Here is an 18063-nt window from a genome sequence, read left to right as displayed (position 1 = left end):
CTCACGCCCGCAGATCACCGGCCGCGTCGAGCAGTTGGGCGACACCGGCGGCACGGTCGGTCAGATGCAGCCGCAGCACCGGGCGCTCCCGGCCGGCGAGCGCCTGCCGGTCCCCGGCAGCCTGCGCCGCCTGCAACTCACCGAAGGTGTACGGCTTGCCCGGCACCGCCAGGTCCTCCGCGACCGCGCCGGTCACCTGGAGGTAGCTGCCCACCTGCGGGCCGCCCTTGTGGTACTGACCCGTCGAGTGCAGGAACCGCGGTCCCCAACCGAAGGTGACCGGCCGGCCGCCCGCCTGGGCCAGCAGCGGCCGCAGCTTGGCCATGTCGGCGTCGGCGAACCGGTCGAGGTACGCCATCACCGCGAGGTAACCGTCGTCGCCCAGGCCGTCGAGCAGCCAGCGCAGCACCCCGGCCAGGTCGCCGGGAGCGCCCTGCGGGGCGTACACCTCGATCGCGCCCTCGGTGAACGACGGCGTCTCCGCCGGCAGGCCCGAGGCCAGGATCTTGTTGGTGTTCTCCTTGGACTCGGTGACGTTCGGCTGGTTGAACGGGTCGATGCCGAGCACCACACCGGCCACCGCGGTCGCGTACTCCCAGGCCAGGAACTGCGCGCCCAGCGGGCCGTTGACGGCCACGTCCGGGGCCGCGCCGCCGCCCGGCATGTCACCGGGTGCCAGCGCGCCGCCGTAGCTGACGGTCAGCACGTCCGCACCGCTGGCGCCGGGGCTCTGCGGAGACTCCACGACCACCGGCAGGATGCCCACCCCGGCCTTGCCGGTCGACTCGGCGATCAGCTGCTCGGCCCAGTCGCCGAGCCCGTCGATGCCGGTGCCGTCGGAGACCAGCGCGATCTTGTCCCGGGCCAGCGTCGCCGCCGCGCCCAGGGCGGCACCCAGGGCGAGCGCCGGGTTGTCCCGGTCGGCGCCGAGCGACGCGGCCAGCGCGTCGGCCTGGTCGAGCAGTTCCGCGACCTCGACCCCGGCCAGCGCCGAGGGCACCAGGCCGAACGCGGTCAGCGCCGAGTACCGGCCGCCCACGTTCGGGTCGGCGAGCACGGTGAACGCGCCCATCTCGGTCGCGGTGGCCTCCAGCGGCGAGCCCGGGTCGGTGACGATGACGAAGTGCCGGCCGGCCTCCGCCTCCGTCATCCCGGCGTCCAGGAAAGCCTGCCAGTAGGCGCGCCGGTGGCTGTCGGTCTCCACCGTCGAACCGGACTTGCTCGCCACCACGACGACGGTGCGCTCCAGCCGGTCACCGAGCGCCGCACGGACCTGGCCCGGGTCGGTGGTGTCCAGCACGGTCAGCGGGCGGCCCAGGGTCCGCGTGATCACCTCGGGGGCCAGTGACGAGCCACCCATCCCGGCGAGCACCACGTGGTCCAGGTCGGCCAGCTCCGCGGTCAGCTCGGCCAGCTGCGCCAGCAGCTCCCGGCTGCGCTGGTGGGTGTCCACCCAGCCGAGCCGGACCTTCGCCTCGGCCTCGGCGTCCGGACCCCACAGGCTCGCGTCCTTGCCGGCCAGCTTGCCCGGGACGCCGGCCTTGACCAGCGCGTCCCGGGTCGAGGCGGGAGCGGACTTGTCGACCGCGTCCGCGCCGTACACGGCCAGCCCGGCGGCGGCCTCCACCTTCCCTGCCAACAGGTCGCTCATGCCGTCACTCCGCTTCGCTGCGTGCCGTCATGAGGCACCAGCGCACTGAGCCTGCTGATTCGCTCGATGCTCTCGCTCATGCCGTCACTCCGCTTCGCTGCGTGCCGTCATGAGGCACCAGCGCACTGAGCTTGCTGATTCGCTCGATGCTCTCGCTCATGCGCCACCGGCCTTCTCGGCGCCCTTGGCGTTGCCCTTGGCGGCCTTGTTCGGAGAACCCTTACCCTTCGCCGCCGCCTCCAGCGACTTGCGGACGCCGTCGAGCAGCTCCTGCCAGCTGGCCTCGAACTTCTCCACGCCCTCGCGCTCCAGGGTGGCGATCACGTCGGCCATGTCCACCCCGACCGACTCCAGGTCCGCGAAGACCTTGCGGGCCGCGTCGTAGGCGCCGGTGATGGTGTCGCCGCGGGTCTCGCCGTGATCGGCGTACGCGTGGATGACCGACTCCGGCATGGTGTTGACAGTGCCGGGGGCGATCAGCTCCTCGACGTAGATGACGTCGCGGTAATCCGGGTTCTTCGTCGAGGTGGACGCCCACAGCGGCCGCTGCGGGTGCGCCCCCGCGTCGGCGAGCGCCTTCCAGCGGTCGGAGGAGAACACCTCGGTGTAGCGCTCGTACGCCAGCTGGGCGTTCGCGACGGCGGCCTTGCCCCGGAGCGACTTGGCCTGCTCGGAGCCGATCTTTTCCAGCCTCTTGTCCACCTCGGCATCCACCCGGGAGACGAAGAACGACGCGACCGAGCCGATGGTGGACAGGTCGTGGCCGTTGGCCTTGGCCTTCTCCAGGCCGGCGAGGAACGCCTCCATCACCGCCGAGTAGCGGTCCAGGCCGAAGATCAGCGTCACGTTGACGCTGATCCCCTCGGCCAGCGTGTCGGTGATCGCCGACAGGCCCTCCTCGGTGGCCGGGATCTTGATGAAGAGGTTGGGGCGGTCGACCAGCCACCACAGGGCCTTGGCCTCGGCAACCGTCCGGTCGCTGTCGTGCGCCACCCGGGGGTCCACCTCGATGGAGACCCGGCCGTCGACGCCCGCACTGCCGTCGTAGGACGGGCGCATCACGTCGCAGGCCCACCGCACGTCGTACGTGGTGAGCATCCGCACCGACTCCTCGACCTCAATGCCACGGGTGGCGAGGTCGCGCAGCTGCCAGTTGTACTCGTCGGCGTCGCTCAGCGCCTTTGCGAAGATCGTCGGGTTGGTGGTGACGCCGGCCACGTGCTTCTCACGGCGGAGCTGGTCCAGCCCGCCGGAGCTCAGTCGTACCCGGGAAAGATCGTCGAGCCACACCGCCACGCCTGCGGCGGTGAGCTCATTCAGCTTGTCCGTCATGCCGTCCACGCTCCCTCAGTTGCCGGTCGTGAAACCGGTGATGTCGCCCACCCGGGCCAGCGAGGCGTGCGCCGCCGCCACGATCCGGTCGCCGGTGAAGCCGAACTGCTCGAAGAGCACGGTGTGCGGGGCGCTCGCTCCGTAGTGCTCCAGGCTGACGCTCTCGCCGAGGTCGCCGACGACGCCGCGCCAGGACATCGCGATGCCCGCTTCCACGCTCACCCGTGCCTTTACCCCGCGTGGGAGCACCGACTCCCGGTACGCCTCATCCTGCTCGTAGAACCACTCCTGGCAGGGCATCGAAACCACCCGGGTGGGGGTGCCGTCGGCCTCCAGGCGCTCCCGCGCGGTCAGGCAGAGCTGCACCTCGGAACCGGTGCCGACGATGATCACCTGAGGCTTGCCGTTGGACGCCTCGGCCAGCACGTAGCCGCCCTTGGCGACCCCCTCCGCGCTGCCCAGGACGTCCCGGTCCAGGGTTGGCAGCGGCTGGCGGCTCAGCGCCATGGCGGTCGGCCGGTCGGTGTGCTCCAGCGCCATCCGCCAGGCCCAGGCCGTCTCGTTGGCGTCCGCCGGGCGGACCACGTCCAGACCGGGGATGGCGCGCAGCGCGGTCAGGTGCTCCACCGGCTGGTGGGTCGGGCCGTCCTCGCCCAGGCCGATCGAGTCGTGCGTCCAGACGTAGGTCACCGGCAGCTTCATCAGCGCGGCCAGCCGCACCGATGGGCGCATGTAGTCGCTGAACACCAGGAACGTGCCGCCGTACGGGCGGGTGCCGCCGTGCAGGGCGATGCCGTTGAGGATCGCTCCCATGGCGTGCTCGCGGATGCCGAAGTGCAGCGTGCGGCCGTACTCGTGGCCGGGGAAGTCCTTGGTGGCGTGCGAGGCCGGGATGAACGACGGCTCGCCCTTCATGGTGGTGTTGTTGCTCTCCGCCAGGTCGGCCGAGCCGCCCCACAGCTCCGGCAGCACCGGCGCGAGCGCCTCCAGCACCTTGCCGGACGCGGCACGGGTGGCCACGCCTTTGGCGTCGGCGGGGAAGACCGGCAGCGCGTCGGCCCAGCCGTCGGGGAGCACCCGCCCGGCCATCCGCTCGTAGAGCGCGGTGCGCTCCGGGTTGGCCTTCTTCCAGGCGTCGAACTCGCCGGTCCATGCCTGCTCGGCGTCGGAGCCGCGACCCATCACCGTGCGGGCGTGGGCGAGCACCTCCTCGTCGACCTGGAAGGTCTGCTCCGGGTCGAAGCCGAGGATCTGCTTGGTGGCCTTCACCTCGTCGGCGCCGAGCGCCGAGCCGTGGATCTTGCCGGTGTTCTGCTTGTTGGGAGCGGGCCAGCCGATGATGGTGCGCAGGGCGATGAAGGAGGGACGGCCGGTCTCCGCCTTGGCGGCCAGCAGCGCGGCGTGCAGGGCCTCGGCGTCCTCGTGGTAGTCGCCCTGGTCGGCGTCGCCGCTACGCCAGTCGACGGTCTGCACGTGCCAGCCGTACGCCTCGTAGCGGGCTGCCACGTCCTCGCTCTTGGCGATGCGGGTGTCGTCCTCGATCGAGATCTCGTTGTCGTCGTAGATCACCGTGAGGTTGCCCAGCTGCTGGTGCCCGGCGAGGGCACTGGCCTCGTGGCTGATGCCCTCCTCGATGTCGCCGTCGGAGACGATGCACCAGATGTTGTGGTCGAAGACCGACGCGCCCGGCTCGGCCTCCGGGTCGAACAGGCCGCGCTCGCGACGGGCCGCCATGGCCATGCCGACCGCGTTGCCCAGACCCTGCCCGAGGGGGCCGGTGGTGGTCTCGACGCCCGGGGTGTGCCCGTGCTCGGGGTGACCCGGCGTGAGTGAGCCCCACTGCCGCAGCGACTTGAGGTCGTCCAGGGCCAGCGGGTAACCGGACAGGAACAGCTGGATGTAGAGAGTCAGGCTGGAGTGCCCGGCGGAGAGGACGAACCGGTCCCGGCCGGGCCAGTTCGGGTCGGCCGGGTTGTGCCGCATGACCCGGTTGAAGAGGAGGTACGCCGCGGGCGCAAGGCTCATCGCGGTGCCCGGGTGGCCGTTGCCGGATTTCTCCACGGCATCCATGGCCAGCACGCGGACGGTATCGACGGCCCGGCGATCGAGGTCGGACCAGTTCAGTGCGGAGTGCTCGGGTCGTTTGGCAGCCACGATGGTTGTGCTCCTCGGCAGATGGGCGGAACCCTCACTGATGACCCTATCGAGCGTCCCTAAACGCGCGCCCGGGGATCTCCGCATGGTGTGCGCTACGTGACGAACCCGTCGCGCCGGTCAACCCGGTGGTGTGACCGTCCGCACCGTTGTCGGGTCGGCCGGGCAGCCAAAACGACAACGCGTAGTGTGTGGGTCGGTATGCGGACCCGAGCGGTCCCGACCAATCCGATCTCCCCGTGCCCGATGCCGGAAGGTGGCAATCCGTGAGCATGATCACCGAGCGCCCCGCGAGCAACCCGGCCGGGCAGCACCCGGCGCGGGCGGCCGAGGGCCCGGTGGCCCGGCGGGACGTACGCGCGGTCCTCTCGGCGTACGTGGCGCTCACCAAGCCGCGGATCGTCGAGCTGCTGTTGGTCACCACCATCCCGGCGATGATGCTCGCCGAGGGCGGGCTCCCGTCGCTGTGGTTGATGGCCATCGTGCTGATCGGTGGCTCGCTCGCCGCCGGCGCGGCCAGCGTGCTCAACTGCTACATCGACCGGGACATCGACCAGTTGATGCGGCGTACCAAGCGTCGGCCACTGCCGGCGCACACCGTGTCGCCACGCAGCGCGCTGGTCTTCGGTCTGGTGCTGGCGGCGATCTCGATCGTCCTGATGGCGGCGTTCACCAACCTGCTCGCCGCCGGGCTGACCCTTGCCGCGATCGTCTACTACGACGTCGTCTACACGCTGTGGCTCAAGCGCTCCACCCCGACGAACACCTTCTGGGGTGGCGCGTGCGGGGCCGCTCCGGTGCTCATCGGATGGGCAGCGGTCACCGGCGGGCTGGCCCCGGCGGCCTGGGGGCTGTTCGCGGTGGTCTTCTTCTGGCAGATGCCGCACTTCTACCCGCTCGCCATGAAATACAAGGACGACTACGCGCGGGCCGGCATCCCGATGCTGCCGGTGGTGGCGTCGACCCGACGGGTGAACGCCGAGATCCTGATCTTCGCGTGGCTCACCGTGCTCACCTCCCTGGCTGTCTGGCCGCTGGGGCTCAGCGCGATCTACGGCGTGCCGACCCTGGTGGTGGGTGCCATCTTCGTCGTCGAGGCACACCGACTCTGCCGGCGCGCGACGCGGGGCGAGGCGGTCAAGCCGATGCGGCTGTTCCACTGGTCGACCACGTACCTGACGATCGTGTTCGTGGCCGTCGCGCTCGACGCGCTGATCTGACGTCCGCGTCGCGTCTGACGCCCGCCTCGCGGTTCCGCCCCGCCGATCCGGTGGGTGGCGCTCGACGTCCGACTAATCATGCCCATGGATGAGTTGTCCGGTTTAACGTCACATCAGGGTAACTTTCGGCATGAGCCGGATGGGCTCAACCTGTGGTGGATGAGCGAGGGTTTGCCGCGAAGTTTTGCGATGAAAAGTCCATATATAAACGGACAGCTTGCCTGTGGTCAGCCTTAAACCTGTAGGTAATTGGCATCACAAAAGGTTCATGGTTCTCGCCCGAGAGGGTGCGAGTCTGCTTAGGCTTCGCGTCATGGCAGATGGTTCCGATACGACGCTGACGGCCGAGCAGACCGCCGGCGAGCAGACGCCCCAGGGCCTGGTTGCGGGCCTCAAGGCGTTCGCCGCCGGGCACGGCGGCGCGAAGGCGGTCATCGAGTACGTCGGCAAGCGTGGCGCGCGAATCGTCCTGGTCGGGTCCGACGGTGAGTGGGGCGACCAGTTCGCCGACGACACCGTCACCGCCCGGGAGGCGTGCGCCAAGGCGGGAGTCACCGTCGAGAACGCCTGGGAGCGTGAACTGATGGACCAGATGCGTCCGAGCAACGACCTGTGGCGGTCGATGGCCCGGCGCACGATGGCCCGCTGAATAGACACCTGAATTGACCACCGATCACCAGTCGACCCGGGGGGAACCCCGGGTCGCTCTCGTCACCTGCGCCGACCTCGCCGACCTCGACCCGGACGACCGGCTGGTCCTCGCCCCGCTCAGCGCCCATGGCATCGCCGTCGACACCGCGGTGTGGGACGACCCCGATGTCGACTGGTCCTCGTACGACCTGGTCGTGCTCCGCTCACCCTGGGACTACGCGCTGCGCCGCGACGAGTTCGTCGCCTGGGCGGCAACCGTCCCAACACTGGTCAACCCGGCCGACGTGGTCCGCTGGAACACCGACAAGCGTTACCTGGCCGAGCTGACCGCCGCCGGGGTGCCGACCGTTCCGACGTCCTGGGTCGAGCCGGGGGAGAGCTGGCAACCGCCCGCCGAGACCGGCGAGTACGTGCTCAAGCCCTCGGTCAGCGCCGGCAGCCAGGACACCGGCCGCTACGACCTGGCCGACCCGGAGCACCGGGACCTGGCCGCCGCACATGTCCGCCGGCTCTCCGACGCCGGCCGGGTGACCATGGTCCAGCCCTACCTGCGCGCCGTCGACACCGAGGGCGAGACGGCACTGCTCTTCCTGGCCGGGCCGGACGGGCTCACGTTCAGCCACGCGATCCGCAAGGGGCCGATGCTGACCGGCCCGGACCTCGGCCCGGACGGGCTCTACAAGGCCGAGGAGATCACCTCCCGTACCGCCCGACCCGAACAGCTCGCGGTGGCCGAGAAGACCCTCGCCACGGTGCCCGGCGGCACGCGGCAGCTGCTCTACGCCCGGGTCGACCTGATCCCCGGCCCCGACGGCGAGCCGGTCCTGGTCGAGCTGGAGCTGACCGAGCCGTCGCTCTTCATCGGGTACGCCGACGGGGCCCCCGACCGCCTCGCCGCCGCGATCGCCACCCACCTAACCCGCCGCGCCTGACCGCCCCCGGCGCGACGCCCGCCGTGCCACCGCGCACCGCGCCACCGCGCACCGCGCCACTGCCAAGATCCGCGCAACTTCGGTGAAGTTGGTGTCTCAGGGCGCCGGGACACAGCACTTTCCCCGAAGTTGCGCGGATCTTGGCCTGGGTGCGCGGGGGGCGGGGCGCGGGGCGGCAGGCGTCGTCCGGCCGATCCTTGCGGAAGCGCAGAACCGGACGCCCGACGCGGGAGGGCTCGGACCGGCGGCGCGGGACGCGGGGCCGCGCCCTGGGGGTCAGGCGGTGACCGGGACGGATTCCTCGGCGTGGGTCGCTGCGACATCTGCTGCCGGGGTGACCGGGCGGCGTTCGCGGGTCGACCACTGCACCGACAGCGCGGCCAGCAGCACCAGGCAGGAGCCGAGCATGTGTGCGCCGACCAGGATCGCCGGCACGTGGGTGAAGTACTGCACGAACCCGATCAGGCCCTGACCCAGCTCCACGGCGACCAGCACGATCGCGGCGCGGGTGGCCCGCTGGGCGCCGACGGCGCGGAACGCGAAGATCAGCGCCACCGACAGCCCGATCAGCAGGAAGACCCCGTCCGCGTGCACCTGCGAGATCGTCTCCGGGTCGAGCCCGTTGCGGGCGGCGCCGTGGTCGCCGGCGTGCGGGCCGCTGCCGGTGACCCAGGTGCCGACGACCAGCACGGCGACGGTGACGCCGGTGGTGACCCGGGCCAGCGCGCGCAGCGGTGCGGGCACCACGGCCACGGGCGGGCCGTCGGGGTCGCCGATGCGCCGCCAGAGGGCGTACGCGGCGGCGATCACCGCCATCGAGGCGAGGAAGTGCAGCCCGACCACCCACGGGTTGAGGTTGGTCAGCACGGTGATGCCACCGATCACCGCCTGGGCGGGGATGCCCAGGAAGACCGCCACGGCCAGGGCGAGGAGCCCGGGTCGGCGGGGTCGGTGCAGGAGTACGGCCAGCACGGTGGCCAGCGCGATGAGGCCCACCGCGAACGTCAGCATGCGGTTGCCGAACTCGATCACCCCGTACACGCCCATCTCGGGCGTGGTGACGTAGGAATCGTCGGTGCACCGGGGCCAGGTGGGGCAGCCCAGGCCCGAGGCGGTCAACCGGACGGCCCCGCCGGTGACGACGATGCCCACGTTCGCGATGATCGAGGCGAGCGCGAGGCGGCGCAGCAGGATGCCGGAGACCGGACGGACGATTCGGTTCACGGCGCAAATCCTACGCACTGTAGTGATCGAGGTTCGTCCGACTCCGTCGGCTCGGTGGTTCGGATCACCGGGGCCCGGGTTTGCGACCCTCCGGGTAATTACGTAACGTTGGCGTTGTGAAAAACGCGGCGGCGCTCTCCGGGCACCAGTCGGCGGCTGTTCCGGCCGTCGGCGCGTCCGCGTCCGCGCTCGTCACGACCACCTCGACCGCCCTCGGCGCCGGCGCGGCGACCGAGATCTCCACCCGGGACCGGGTCACCCAGTTGCTGCTGGAGCGGGGTGCGACCACCGCCGCTCAGCTTGGCGCGGCCCTGGGGCTCAGCCCGGCGGCGATCCGGCGCCACCTGGACGCGATGCTCGCCGACGGTGACGTCTACGCCCGCGAGCAGACCGTGCAGGGCAGCCGCGGGCGAGGGCGTCCGGCCAAGGTGTTCATGCTGACCGAGGCCGCCCGGGTGCGCTGTGGCACACACCACTACGACAACATGGCCACCGCCGCGTTGCGCTGGATCGCCCGCAGCGGCGGTTCGGATGCGGTCGAGGCGTTCGCCACCGAGCAGGTGTCGGCCCTGGAATCCCGCTGTCAAGCGGCCATGGAAGACGCCGGCGAGGACCCTCTCGCGCGTGCCGAGGCACTCGCCTCGGCGCTCACCGCCGAGGGTTACGCTGCCAATGCGACCACGATCGCCTCCGGCGGTCAGCTCTGCCAGCACCACTGCCCGGTGGCGCACGTGGCCGCCGAGTTTCCCCAGCTGTGCGAGGCCGAGACCGCGGTGATCTCCCGTCTGGTCGGCACCCACGTGCAGCGCCTGGCCACCATCGCGCACGGCGACGGGGTGTGCACCACGCACATTCCGACCCAGCCGGGCCGTGTTCAATCCGGTAATCCCGTCACCACTGTGAGGACAGATAGATGACCGAGCAGATCGTCCAGCCCCTGACCCAGGAAGAGCAGCTCGCGGCCCTGGGTCGGTACGAGTACGGCTGGTCCGACCCGGACGCCGCCGGGGCGGTTGCCCAGCGCGGCATCAACGAGGCGGTGGTGCGGGACATCTCGGCCAAGAAGAGCGAGCCGGCGTGGATGCTCGACCTGCGGCTGAAGGGCCTGCGGCTGTTCGGCCGCAAGCCGATGCCGGCCTGGGGCGCGGACCTCAGCGGGATCGACTTCGACAACATCAAGTACTTCGTGCGGTCCACCGAGAAGCAGGCCACCAGCTGGGAGGACCTGCCGGAGGACATCAAGAACACGTACGACCGGCTGGGCATCCCGGAGGCGGAGAAGCAGCGGCTGGTCGCGGGTGTCGCGGCGCAGTACGAGTCCGAGGTCGTCTACCACAAGATCCGTGAGGACCTTGAGGAGCAGGGAGTTCTCTTCCTGGACACGGACACGGCCCTGCGCGAGCACGAGGACGTCTTCAAGGAGTACTTCGGCACGGTGATCCCGGTCGGCGACAACAAGTTCGCCGCCCTGAACACCTCCGTGTGGTCCGGTGGCTCGTTCATCTACGTGCCGAAGGGTGTGCAGGTGGAGATCCCGCTGCAGGCCTACTTCCGGATCAACACGGAGAACATGGGCCAGTTCGAGCGGACGCTGATCATCGTCGACGAGGGTGCGTACGTGCACTACGTCGAGGGCTGCACCGCGCCGCTCTACTCCTCCGACTCGCTGCACAGCGCGGTCGTGGAGATCATCGTCAAGAAGAACGCGCGCTGCCGTTACACGACCATCCAGAACTGGTCGAACAACGTCTACAACCTGGTCACCAAGCGCGCCGTCTGCCACGAGGGCGCGACCATGGAGTGGGTCGACGGCAACATCGGCTCCAAGGTGACGATGAAGTACCCGGCGGTCTACATGACCGGCGAGCACGCCAAGGGCGAGGTGCTCTCGGTGGCGATGGCTGGCGAGGGTCAGCACCAGGACGCCGGCGCCAAGATGGTGCACGCCGCGCCGCACACCTCCTCGACCATCATCTCCAAGTCGATCGCCCGGGGCGGCGGCCGCACCTCGTACCGGGGTCTGGTGCAGGTGCTGGAGGGTTCGCACCACAGCCGGAGCACGGTCAAGTGCGACGCGCTGCTGGTCGACACCATCTCCCGCTCGGACACCTACCCGTACGTCGACATCCGTGAGGACGACGTGTCGATGGGTCACGAGGCGACCGTGTCCAAGATCAGCGACGACCAGCTCTTCTACCTGATGAGCCGGGGCCTGAGCGAGGACGAGGCGATGGCCATGATCGTGCGTGGCTTCATCGAGCCGATCGCCAAGGAGCTTCCGATGGAGTACGCCCTGGAGCTCAACCGCCTGATCGAGCTTCAGATGGAGGGCGCGGTCGGCTGACGCCGCCGCTCCCGCGTGGCGGGCCGGGAACCTCGGCCCGCCACACCAGGACCCCACCTCGTCGCCACGGAACAGACAGACCAAGGAAGAAATGACTACCCAGGCTTCCGCGCCACCCAGCACCAAGTCGCAGGCGCTGCGCTCGTACGACGTCGCCGACTTCCCGGCCCTCACCGGCCTGGAGGAGGAGTGGCGTTTCACCCCGCTCAAGCGCCTCCGCGGCCTGGCCACGGCGGACACCTCCGCCGCCACCGGCCGGGGCGTCACCATCGAGCACCCGGACCTGCCGGCCGGGGTGTCGGTGCGGCTCGTCGAGCCGAGTGACGCCAGCGTCGCGTCCGCGCCGGTGCCGACCGACCGGATCAGCGCACTGGCGCACGGCGGTGCCGCGCGGGTCGCGCTGGTCGAGGTGGCCGCCGACGCGGTGGTGTCCGACGCGGTGATCGTCCGACTGCTGGGCGCGTACCCCGAGGAGCTGGCCTTCGCCCGGACCCAGGTCCAGGTGGGTCGGTTCGCGGAGGCCACTGTCGTGTTCTCCCAGGAGGGCTCGGCCACGCTTGCCGACAACGTCGAGGTGTTCGTCGCCGACGGCGCGAAGCTGACCCTGGTCACGATCGCCGACTGGGCCTCCGACGCGGTCCAGGCGCAGCACATCCAGGTGAAGCTGGGCCGCGACGCCCGGGTCGTGCACATCCAGGTCACCCTCGGTGGTGACCTGGTCCGGCAGTTCACCAGCGTGGAATACACCGGTCGGGGTGGCGAGGCCGAGCTGTACGGCGTCTACTTCGCCGACTCCGGTCAGCACCTGGAGCACCGGCAGCTGGTCGACCACTCCGTGCCGGACTGCCGCAGCTACGTCGGCTACCGGGGCGCCCTGCAGGGCGAGGACGCGCACACCGTCTGGGTGGGCGACGTGCTGATCCGCGCCGAGGCGACCGGCACCGACACGTACGAGATCAACCGGAACCTGCTGCTCACCGAAGGCGCTCGGGCGGACTCCGTACCCAATCTGGAGATCGAGACCGGCGAGATCGCCGGCGCCGGCCACGCCAGCGCGACCGGCCGCTTCGACGACGAGCAGCTCTTCTACCTGATGGCCCGGGGTATCCCGGAGAGCGAGGCCCGCCGCCTGGTGGTCCGCGGCTTCTTCGCCGAGCTGATCAACAAGATCCCGGTGGAGTCCCTGCGCGAGCGCCTGGGCGACGCGATCGAGGCCCGGCTGACCAAGGCGGGCGCCTGATGATCCGGATCTGCTCCACCGAGGACGTACCGAAGGGCACCGCCATCAGCGCGGACGTCGACGGTACGTCGATCGCCCTGGTGCACGGCGAGGACGGCAACTTCTACGCCGTGTACGACGAGTGCTCGCACGCCGCGGTCGCCCTCTCCGAGGGCGAGGTCGACGGCTGCACGCTGGAGTGCTGGTTGCACGGCTCGCGTTTCGACCTGCGCACCGGTGAGCCGACCGGGCTGCCCGCCACCGAACCCGTCCCCGTCTACCCCGTCGAAGTCCGCGACGGCGACATCTACCTCAGCCTGACGCCGAGTAATGGAGTGACCCGATAATGAGCACCCTGGAGATCCGCGACCTGAAGGTGTCGGTCAAGCTGCCCGAGGGTGAGCTCAAGCCGATCCTGTCCGGCGTCGACCTGACCGTGAAGTCCGGCGAGACCCACGCGATCATGGGCCCGAACGGCTCCGGCAAGTCCACCCTGGCGTACTCGATCGCCGGTCACCCCAAGTACGAGATCACCGGCGGCACGGTGACCCTCGACGGCGAGGACGTGCTCGCCATGACTGTCGACGAGCGGGCCCGCGCCGGCCTCTTCCTGGCCATGCAGTACCCGGTCGAGGTGCCCGGCGTCTCGGTGGCCAACTTCCTGCGCACCGCGAAGACCGCCATCGACGGCGAGGCACCGAAGCTGCGCACCTGGGGTGGCGAGCTGCGCGGCGCGATGGAGCGCCTGCAGATGGACCCGGCGTTCGCCCAGCGCAACGTCAACGAGGGCTTCTCCGGTGGTGAGAAGAAGCGGCACGAGATCGTCCAGCTGGAGCTGCTCAAGCCGAAGATCGCCATCCTCGACGAGACCGACTCGGGCCTCGACGTGGACGCGCTGCGCGTGGTCAGCGAGGGCGTCAACCGGGTCCGCGACGACGGCGACACCGGCGTGCTGCTGATCACCCACTACACGCGGATCCTGCGCTACATCAAGCCGGACTTCGTGCACGTGTTCATCGCCGGCCGGATCGTCGAGCAGGGCGGCCCGGAGCTGGCCGACAAGCTCGAGGCCGAGGGCTACGAGCGGTACGCCGCCGGGGCCGGCACGGCCAAGGCCTGAGCGGGAGAGGCGCTGCCGAGATGACCAGCATCGCGATCCCCGAGGGGATGCCGCAGTACGACGACGTGCCGCGTTTCGACGTGGCCCGGGTACGCGCCGACTTCCCGATCCTGGATCGCGAGGTCAACGGGCACCCACTGGTCTACCTCGACAGCGCCAACACCTCGCACAAACCCCGCCAGGTGCTCGACGTTCTCGACGAGCACTACGCGCGGCACAACGCCAACGTCTCGCGGTCGGTGCACACCCTGGGCACCGAGGCCACCGAGGCGTACGAGGGGGCGCGGGCGAAGGTCGCCGCGTTCATCAACGCGCCCAGCGTCGACGAGGTGGTGTTCACCAAGAACTCCACCGAGGCGATCAACATCGTGGCGTACGCCTTCTCGAACGCCTCGCTGCGCCCGGACGCGGACCCGCGGTTCCGCCTGGGCCCCGGCGACGAGGTGGTGATCTCCGAGATGGAGCACCACTCGAACATCGTCCCGTGGCAGTTGCTCTGCGAACGGACCGGCGCGACCCTGCGCTGGTTCCCCGTCACCGACCAGGGCCGACTGGACGAGTCGGGCCTGGAGGACCTGGTCACCGAACGGACGAAGATCGTCTCGCTGGTGCACGTGTCGAACATCCTCGGCACTGTCAACGCGACCTCCCGCATCACCGCGCGGGTCCGCGAGGTGGGCGCGCTGCTGTTGCTGGACTGCTCGCAGTCGGTGCCGCACCTGCCCATCGACGTGGTCGACCTGGACGCCGACTACATCGTGTTCACCGGCCACAAGATGTGCGGCCCGACCGGCATCGGGGTGCTCTGGGGCCGGGGTGAGCTGCTCGCGGCCATGCCACCGGTCTTCGGCGGCGGCTCGATGATCGAGACGGTCACCATGGCCCGATCGACGTTCGCCGCCCCGCCGGCCCGGTTCGAGGCCGGCACCCCGCCGATCGCCGAGGCGGTCGCGCTCGGCGCTGCCGTCGACTACCTGACCGGTGTCGGGATGCGGGCCATCCAGTGGCACGAGAAGGAGCTGACGGCGTACGCGCTGGACGCCTTCGGCTCGGTGCCGGACCTCCGGATCTTCGGCCCGACCGTGCCGGTCGGTCGGGGCGGCACCATCTCGTTCGCGCTCGGCGACGTACACCCGCACGACGTGGGTCAGGTGCTCGACTCGCTCGGCGTGCAGGTGCGGGTGGGTCACCACTGTGCCAAGCCGGTGTGCAGCCGGTTCGGCGTCCCGGCCATGACCCGGGCCTCGTTCTACCTCTACACCACCACCGAGGAGATCGACGCTCTGGTGGCCGGTCTGGAGCAGGTGCGGAAGGTGTTCGACTGATGCAGCTCGACCAGCTCTACCAGGAGATCATCCTGGACCACTACAAGCGCCCACACGGGCGTGGTCTGCGCGACGCCGAAGACTCGGGCGACCGGGTCGAGGAGGCGCACCACGTCAACCCGACCTGCGGCGACGAGGTCACCGTCCGGGTGGCCACCGACGGCAGTGTGCTGCACGACATCTCGTACGACGGCATGGGTTGCTCGATCAGCCAGGCCTCGGCGAGCGTCCTGCACGAGTTGCTGCGCGGTCGGGGTGCCCGGGAAGCATTCGAGGTGCACGAGGCGTTCGTGGAGTTGATGTCCGGACGTGGTCAGGTCACGCCGGACGAGGACGTGCTGGGTGACGGGGTGGCCTTCGCGGGTGTGGCCCGTTATCCCGCCCGGGTCAAGTGCGCACTGCTGCCGTGGATGGCGTTCAAGGACGCCGCGGCACGCGCGGGTGTGGGCGCGAGCCCGGAGGTGAAGGCGTGATCGAGCGTCAGCGAGCCAATCATTATTGCAGCACCGTGGCGCCTGTCGGCGTCACGGAGCGAAGCGGAGGGACGGCATGAGCGAGAACACGGCTACCGAAGCGACGCCGGAGGCCGGTGACGCCGTCGCGGCGTCGCAGGTCGACTCCGTGACGACCGACGCCACCGCGACGCCGGAGGCCGGCGACGCACCGACGGCCGGCGTCAGCAAGGCCATGATCGCCGACATCGAAGAGGCCATGAAGGACGTCGTCGACCCGGAACTCGGGATCAACGTCGTCGACCTGGGTCTGGTATACGGCGTGCATGTCGACGACGAGAACGTCGCCACCCTGGACATGACGCTCACCTCGGCGGCCTGCCCGTTGACCGACGTGATCGAGGACCAGACCCGGCAGGCGCTGACCACCGGCCCGGGCGGCGGCCTGGTCAACGACATCCGGATCAACTGGGTGTGGCTCCCGCCGTGGGGCCCCGACAAGATCACTGACGAGGGTCGGGACCAGCTCCGTTCCCTCGGCTTCAACGTCTGAGCCGACTCCGGTCGGCTCTGCCCGTCGAGCGCGATGCCCCCAGGGGCGTCGCGCTCGACGCGTTCCGCCCCTGCCGTGCGTGCGCCGCACCGTTCCACCCGGCAAGGTCCGCGCAACATCAGCGATAGTGCTGCCTCCGGCGTCTCGGAGGCAGCAACATCCCCGAAGTTGCACGAATCTTGGTCGTCGCCCGCGGGATGGGCCTGGGACAGCGCCGGCACGGCGTACGGCGGCGGGGTGCACGGCGCGGGGACGTGGGGCGGCAGGGCGCGGGGTGCGGCGGGGGCGGCAGGGCGCGGGGGCCGCAGGGCGCGGGGGCGGCGGGGGCGGCAGGGTGCGGGGGCGCGGAAATCTGGTGGCGGAGGCGTGGGTTCGGCGCGCAGGATGCGCGTGTGATTGAGGCGTACCCGATGCAGGTCCCTGTCCGTGCGGCCACCGCCGTGCGTCGACAGCGGCCGGTCCGGGGACGGGCCTCGACCCGACACCGACGTCCGTGAGCGGGGCGTTCCTGGCCGGTCTGGTGGCCGGCTACGGCGTCGCCATCCCCGTCGGCGCGATCGCGATCCTGATTCTGGGCCTGAGTGCGCGTACCTCGTTTCGGGTCGGTGCGGCCGCGGCGCTCGCCGTGGCGACGGCCGACGGGCTCTACGCGGCGGCCGCAACGCTCGGGGGTGCCAGCCTGGCCGGCATCATCGCGCCGATCGCCGGGCCGTTGCGGGTGGTCGCCGCCGTCGTCCTGCTCGGTCTCGCCGCGCACGGTCTGTGGCGGACCTGGTCCACCCACCGGTCGCGGCAGAAGCCGACGGCACCCGTCGGGCGGGGTCTGAGCACGCCCGGGCGGGCCTACGCGGCGCTGCTCGGGTTGACCCTGCTGAACCCGATGACGGTGCTCTACTTCAGTGCGCTGGTGCTCGGTCGGCGGGACACCGCCGACGCGGGTCCGGGCGCGGCGGCGCTCTTCGTGGCCGGTGTGTTCCTGGCGTCGGCGAGCTGGCAGCTGTTCGTCGCGGGCGGCGGCACGATGGTCGGGCGGGCGCTGACCGGGCCGCGCGGGCGGCTGGTCACCGGGCTGGTCTCCAGCGCGCTCATCACCGCGCTGGCGGTGGTCGCGCTGCTGCCGGGCTGAGCGCCGCGCCCGACCGCCCGATCCGCGTTGTCGTGCCGTACGGTCGGGCGGTGACCAGTCGACCCGCAGCCGGGGGAGGCCGGTGGGTGGAGGTCGACCCGGCCCGCGTCGGGCGCTGGGTCGAGGGCTTCGCCGACCGGCACGGCCCGCACACCACGACCGAGCGGGAGTACGGCCTGCTACTCACCGCCGAGGACGGGGCCACCGCCGAGCTGTACGCCCCACCCGGCGCGCCGGTCAGCGGTGACGTTCCCGGGTTCGTGGCCGCCGCCGTGACGCCCCGCCGGATCGGCCTGCTGCTGGCCCGCAAGGGCGCGGTGGCCGTCGGCGTGGCCGAGGGCGCCGACCTTGTCGTCTCCAAGGTGGACACCCGCTACGTGCAGGGGCGCACCGCGGCTGGGGGATGGTCCCAGCACCGGTTCGCCCGGCGTCGCGACAACCAGGCCAAGGCGGCGCTGGGTGATGCGGCGGACCTGGCCGTACGCCTGCTGTTGCCGGAGGCGGCGGCGCTGACGGCGATGGTCTGCGGCGGCGACCGGAAAGCGGTGGACACGGTGCTGGCCGATCGGCGGTTGGCCCCGCTCGTGCCGCTGCGGGCCGAGCGGTTGCTCGACGTGCCGGAGCCTCGGCACGCGGTGCTCGTCGCAGCGGTGGCCGCGGCTCGTGCGGTGCGGATCAGGTTGCGCGACCCGGCACCCGACTGACCTCGGCGCTCGACGGAGGGAAACCGGCGTTCCTGGTCTGCTGATGTGCTGACGGT

The 18063-nt window shown here is 70.8% G+C and carries 17 protein-coding genes; 13 read left to right on the top strand and 4 right to left on the bottom strand.

Annotated features, from left to right (window positions below):
• Position 1: 1 nt before the first annotated feature.
• The 3 genes from CLT68_RS29215 to tkt form a co-directional block, all read right to left on the bottom strand.
• Complete coding sequence (locus CLT68_RS29215; RefSeq protein WP_088949246.1) at positions 2–1651, bottom strand: hypothetical protein; 1650 nt, start codon at positions 1649–1651, stop codon at positions 2–4.
• 156 nt (positions 1652–1807) lie between these two features.
• Positions 1808–2983, bottom strand: coding sequence for a transaldolase (tal, locus tag CLT68_RS29210; protein ID WP_088949245.1), 1176 nt, complete (start codon positions 2981–2983; stop codon positions 1808–1810).
• A gap of 15 nt (positions 2984–2998) precedes the next feature.
• Positions 2999–5137: a transketolase gene (gene tkt / locus CLT68_RS29205; protein ID WP_088949244.1), complete on the bottom strand. Its 2139-nt coding sequence runs from the start codon at positions 5135–5137 to the stop codon at positions 2999–3001.
• Positions 5138–5403: 266 nt separating this feature from the next.
• On the opposite strand from tkt, the gene CLT68_RS29200 reads away from it, so the two are divergent.
• The 3 genes from CLT68_RS29200 (at position 5404) to CLT68_RS29190 (ending at position 7940) form a co-directional block, all read left to right on the top strand.
• Positions 5404–6357, top strand: a complete 954-nt coding sequence (locus CLT68_RS29200; protein WP_099855791.1) for a heme o synthase — start codon at positions 5404–5406, stop codon at positions 6355–6357.
• 313 nt (positions 6358–6670) lie between these two features.
• Entirely contained in the window at positions 6671–7006 is a 336-nt protein-coding gene (locus CLT68_RS29195; RefSeq protein ID WP_088949242.1) for a hypothetical protein, read from the top strand.
• A gap of 13 nt (positions 7007–7019) precedes the next feature.
• Positions 7020–7940, top strand: a complete 921-nt coding sequence (locus CLT68_RS29190) for a hypothetical protein (RefSeq protein ID WP_099855789.1) — start codon at positions 7020–7022, stop codon at positions 7938–7940.
• Between the two features lie 276 nt (positions 7941–8216).
• On the opposite strand, the gene CLT68_RS29185 is transcribed toward CLT68_RS29190, so the two are convergent.
• On the bottom strand, positions 8217–9182 hold the full coding sequence (locus CLT68_RS29185; protein ID WP_185755374.1) for a COX15/CtaA family protein: 966 nt from the start codon (positions 9180–9182) through the stop codon (positions 8217–8219).
• A gap of 218 nt (positions 9183–9400) precedes the next feature.
• Here CLT68_RS29185 and CLT68_RS29180 point away from each other — a divergent pair, with 218 nt between their 5' ends.
• The 10 genes from CLT68_RS29180 (at position 9401) to CLT68_RS29130 (ending at position 18007) form a co-directional block, all read left to right on the top strand.
• The gene (locus tag CLT68_RS29180) at positions 9401–10081 is read left to right on the top strand and encodes a helix-turn-helix transcriptional regulator (RefSeq protein ID WP_406085493.1); all 681 of its coding nucleotides are present in this window, start codon (positions 9401–9403) and stop codon (positions 10079–10081) included.
• A complete protein-coding gene (sufB, locus tag CLT68_RS29175) occupies positions 10078–11508 on the top strand; it encodes a Fe-S cluster assembly protein SufB (protein WP_088949238.1) in 1431 nt (476 codons plus the stop codon). The genes CLT68_RS29180 and sufB overlap by 4 nt, the downstream gene beginning before the upstream one ends.
• Before the next feature lie 91 nt (positions 11509–11599).
• Positions 11600–12748 (top strand): Fe-S cluster assembly protein SufD, encoded by a 1149-nt coding sequence (sufD, locus tag CLT68_RS29170; protein ID WP_099855782.1) that lies wholly within the window; start codon positions 11600–11602, stop codon positions 12746–12748.
• Positions 12748–13074: a non-heme iron oxygenase ferredoxin subunit gene (locus CLT68_RS29165; RefSeq protein ID WP_099855780.1), complete on the top strand. Its 327-nt coding sequence runs from the start codon at positions 12748–12750 to the stop codon at positions 13072–13074. The genes sufD and CLT68_RS29165 overlap by 1 nt, the downstream gene beginning before the upstream one ends.
• On the top strand, positions 13074–13847 hold the full coding sequence (gene sufC / locus CLT68_RS29160; RefSeq protein WP_088949235.1) for a Fe-S cluster assembly ATPase SufC: 774 nt from the start codon (positions 13074–13076) through the stop codon (positions 13845–13847). The genes CLT68_RS29165 and sufC overlap by 1 nt, the downstream gene beginning before the upstream one ends.
• 20 nt (positions 13848–13867) lie before the next feature.
• On the top strand, positions 13868–15172 hold the full coding sequence (locus CLT68_RS29155) for a cysteine desulfurase (protein WP_099855777.1): 1305 nt from the start codon (positions 13868–13870) through the stop codon (positions 15170–15172).
• Entirely contained in the window at positions 15172–15645 is a 474-nt protein-coding gene (gene sufU / locus CLT68_RS29150; protein WP_099855775.1) for a Fe-S cluster assembly sulfur transfer protein SufU, read from the top strand. Before CLT68_RS29155 ends, sufU begins: the two co-directional genes overlap by 1 nt.
• Before the next feature lie 76 nt (positions 15646–15721).
• Entirely contained in the window at positions 15722–16177 is a 456-nt protein-coding gene (locus tag CLT68_RS29145) for a metal-sulfur cluster assembly factor (RefSeq protein WP_088949232.1), read from the top strand.
• Positions 16178–16670: 493 nt separating this feature from the next.
• Entirely contained in the window at positions 16671–17303 is a 633-nt protein-coding gene (locus tag CLT68_RS29135; RefSeq protein WP_099855771.1) for a LysE family transporter, read from the top strand.
• Positions 17304–17353: 50 nt separating this feature from the next.
• Complete coding sequence (locus tag CLT68_RS29130) at positions 17354–18007, top strand: acVLRF1 family peptidyl-tRNA hydrolase (RefSeq protein WP_099857783.1); 654 nt, start codon at positions 17354–17356, stop codon at positions 18005–18007.
• The last annotated feature ends 56 nt before the right edge of the window (positions 18008–18063 follow it).

The sequence above is a fragment of the Micromonospora sp. CNZ299 genome, from assembly GCF_002754415.1.
This window is presented reverse-complemented; position numbering and strand designations above follow the sequence as displayed.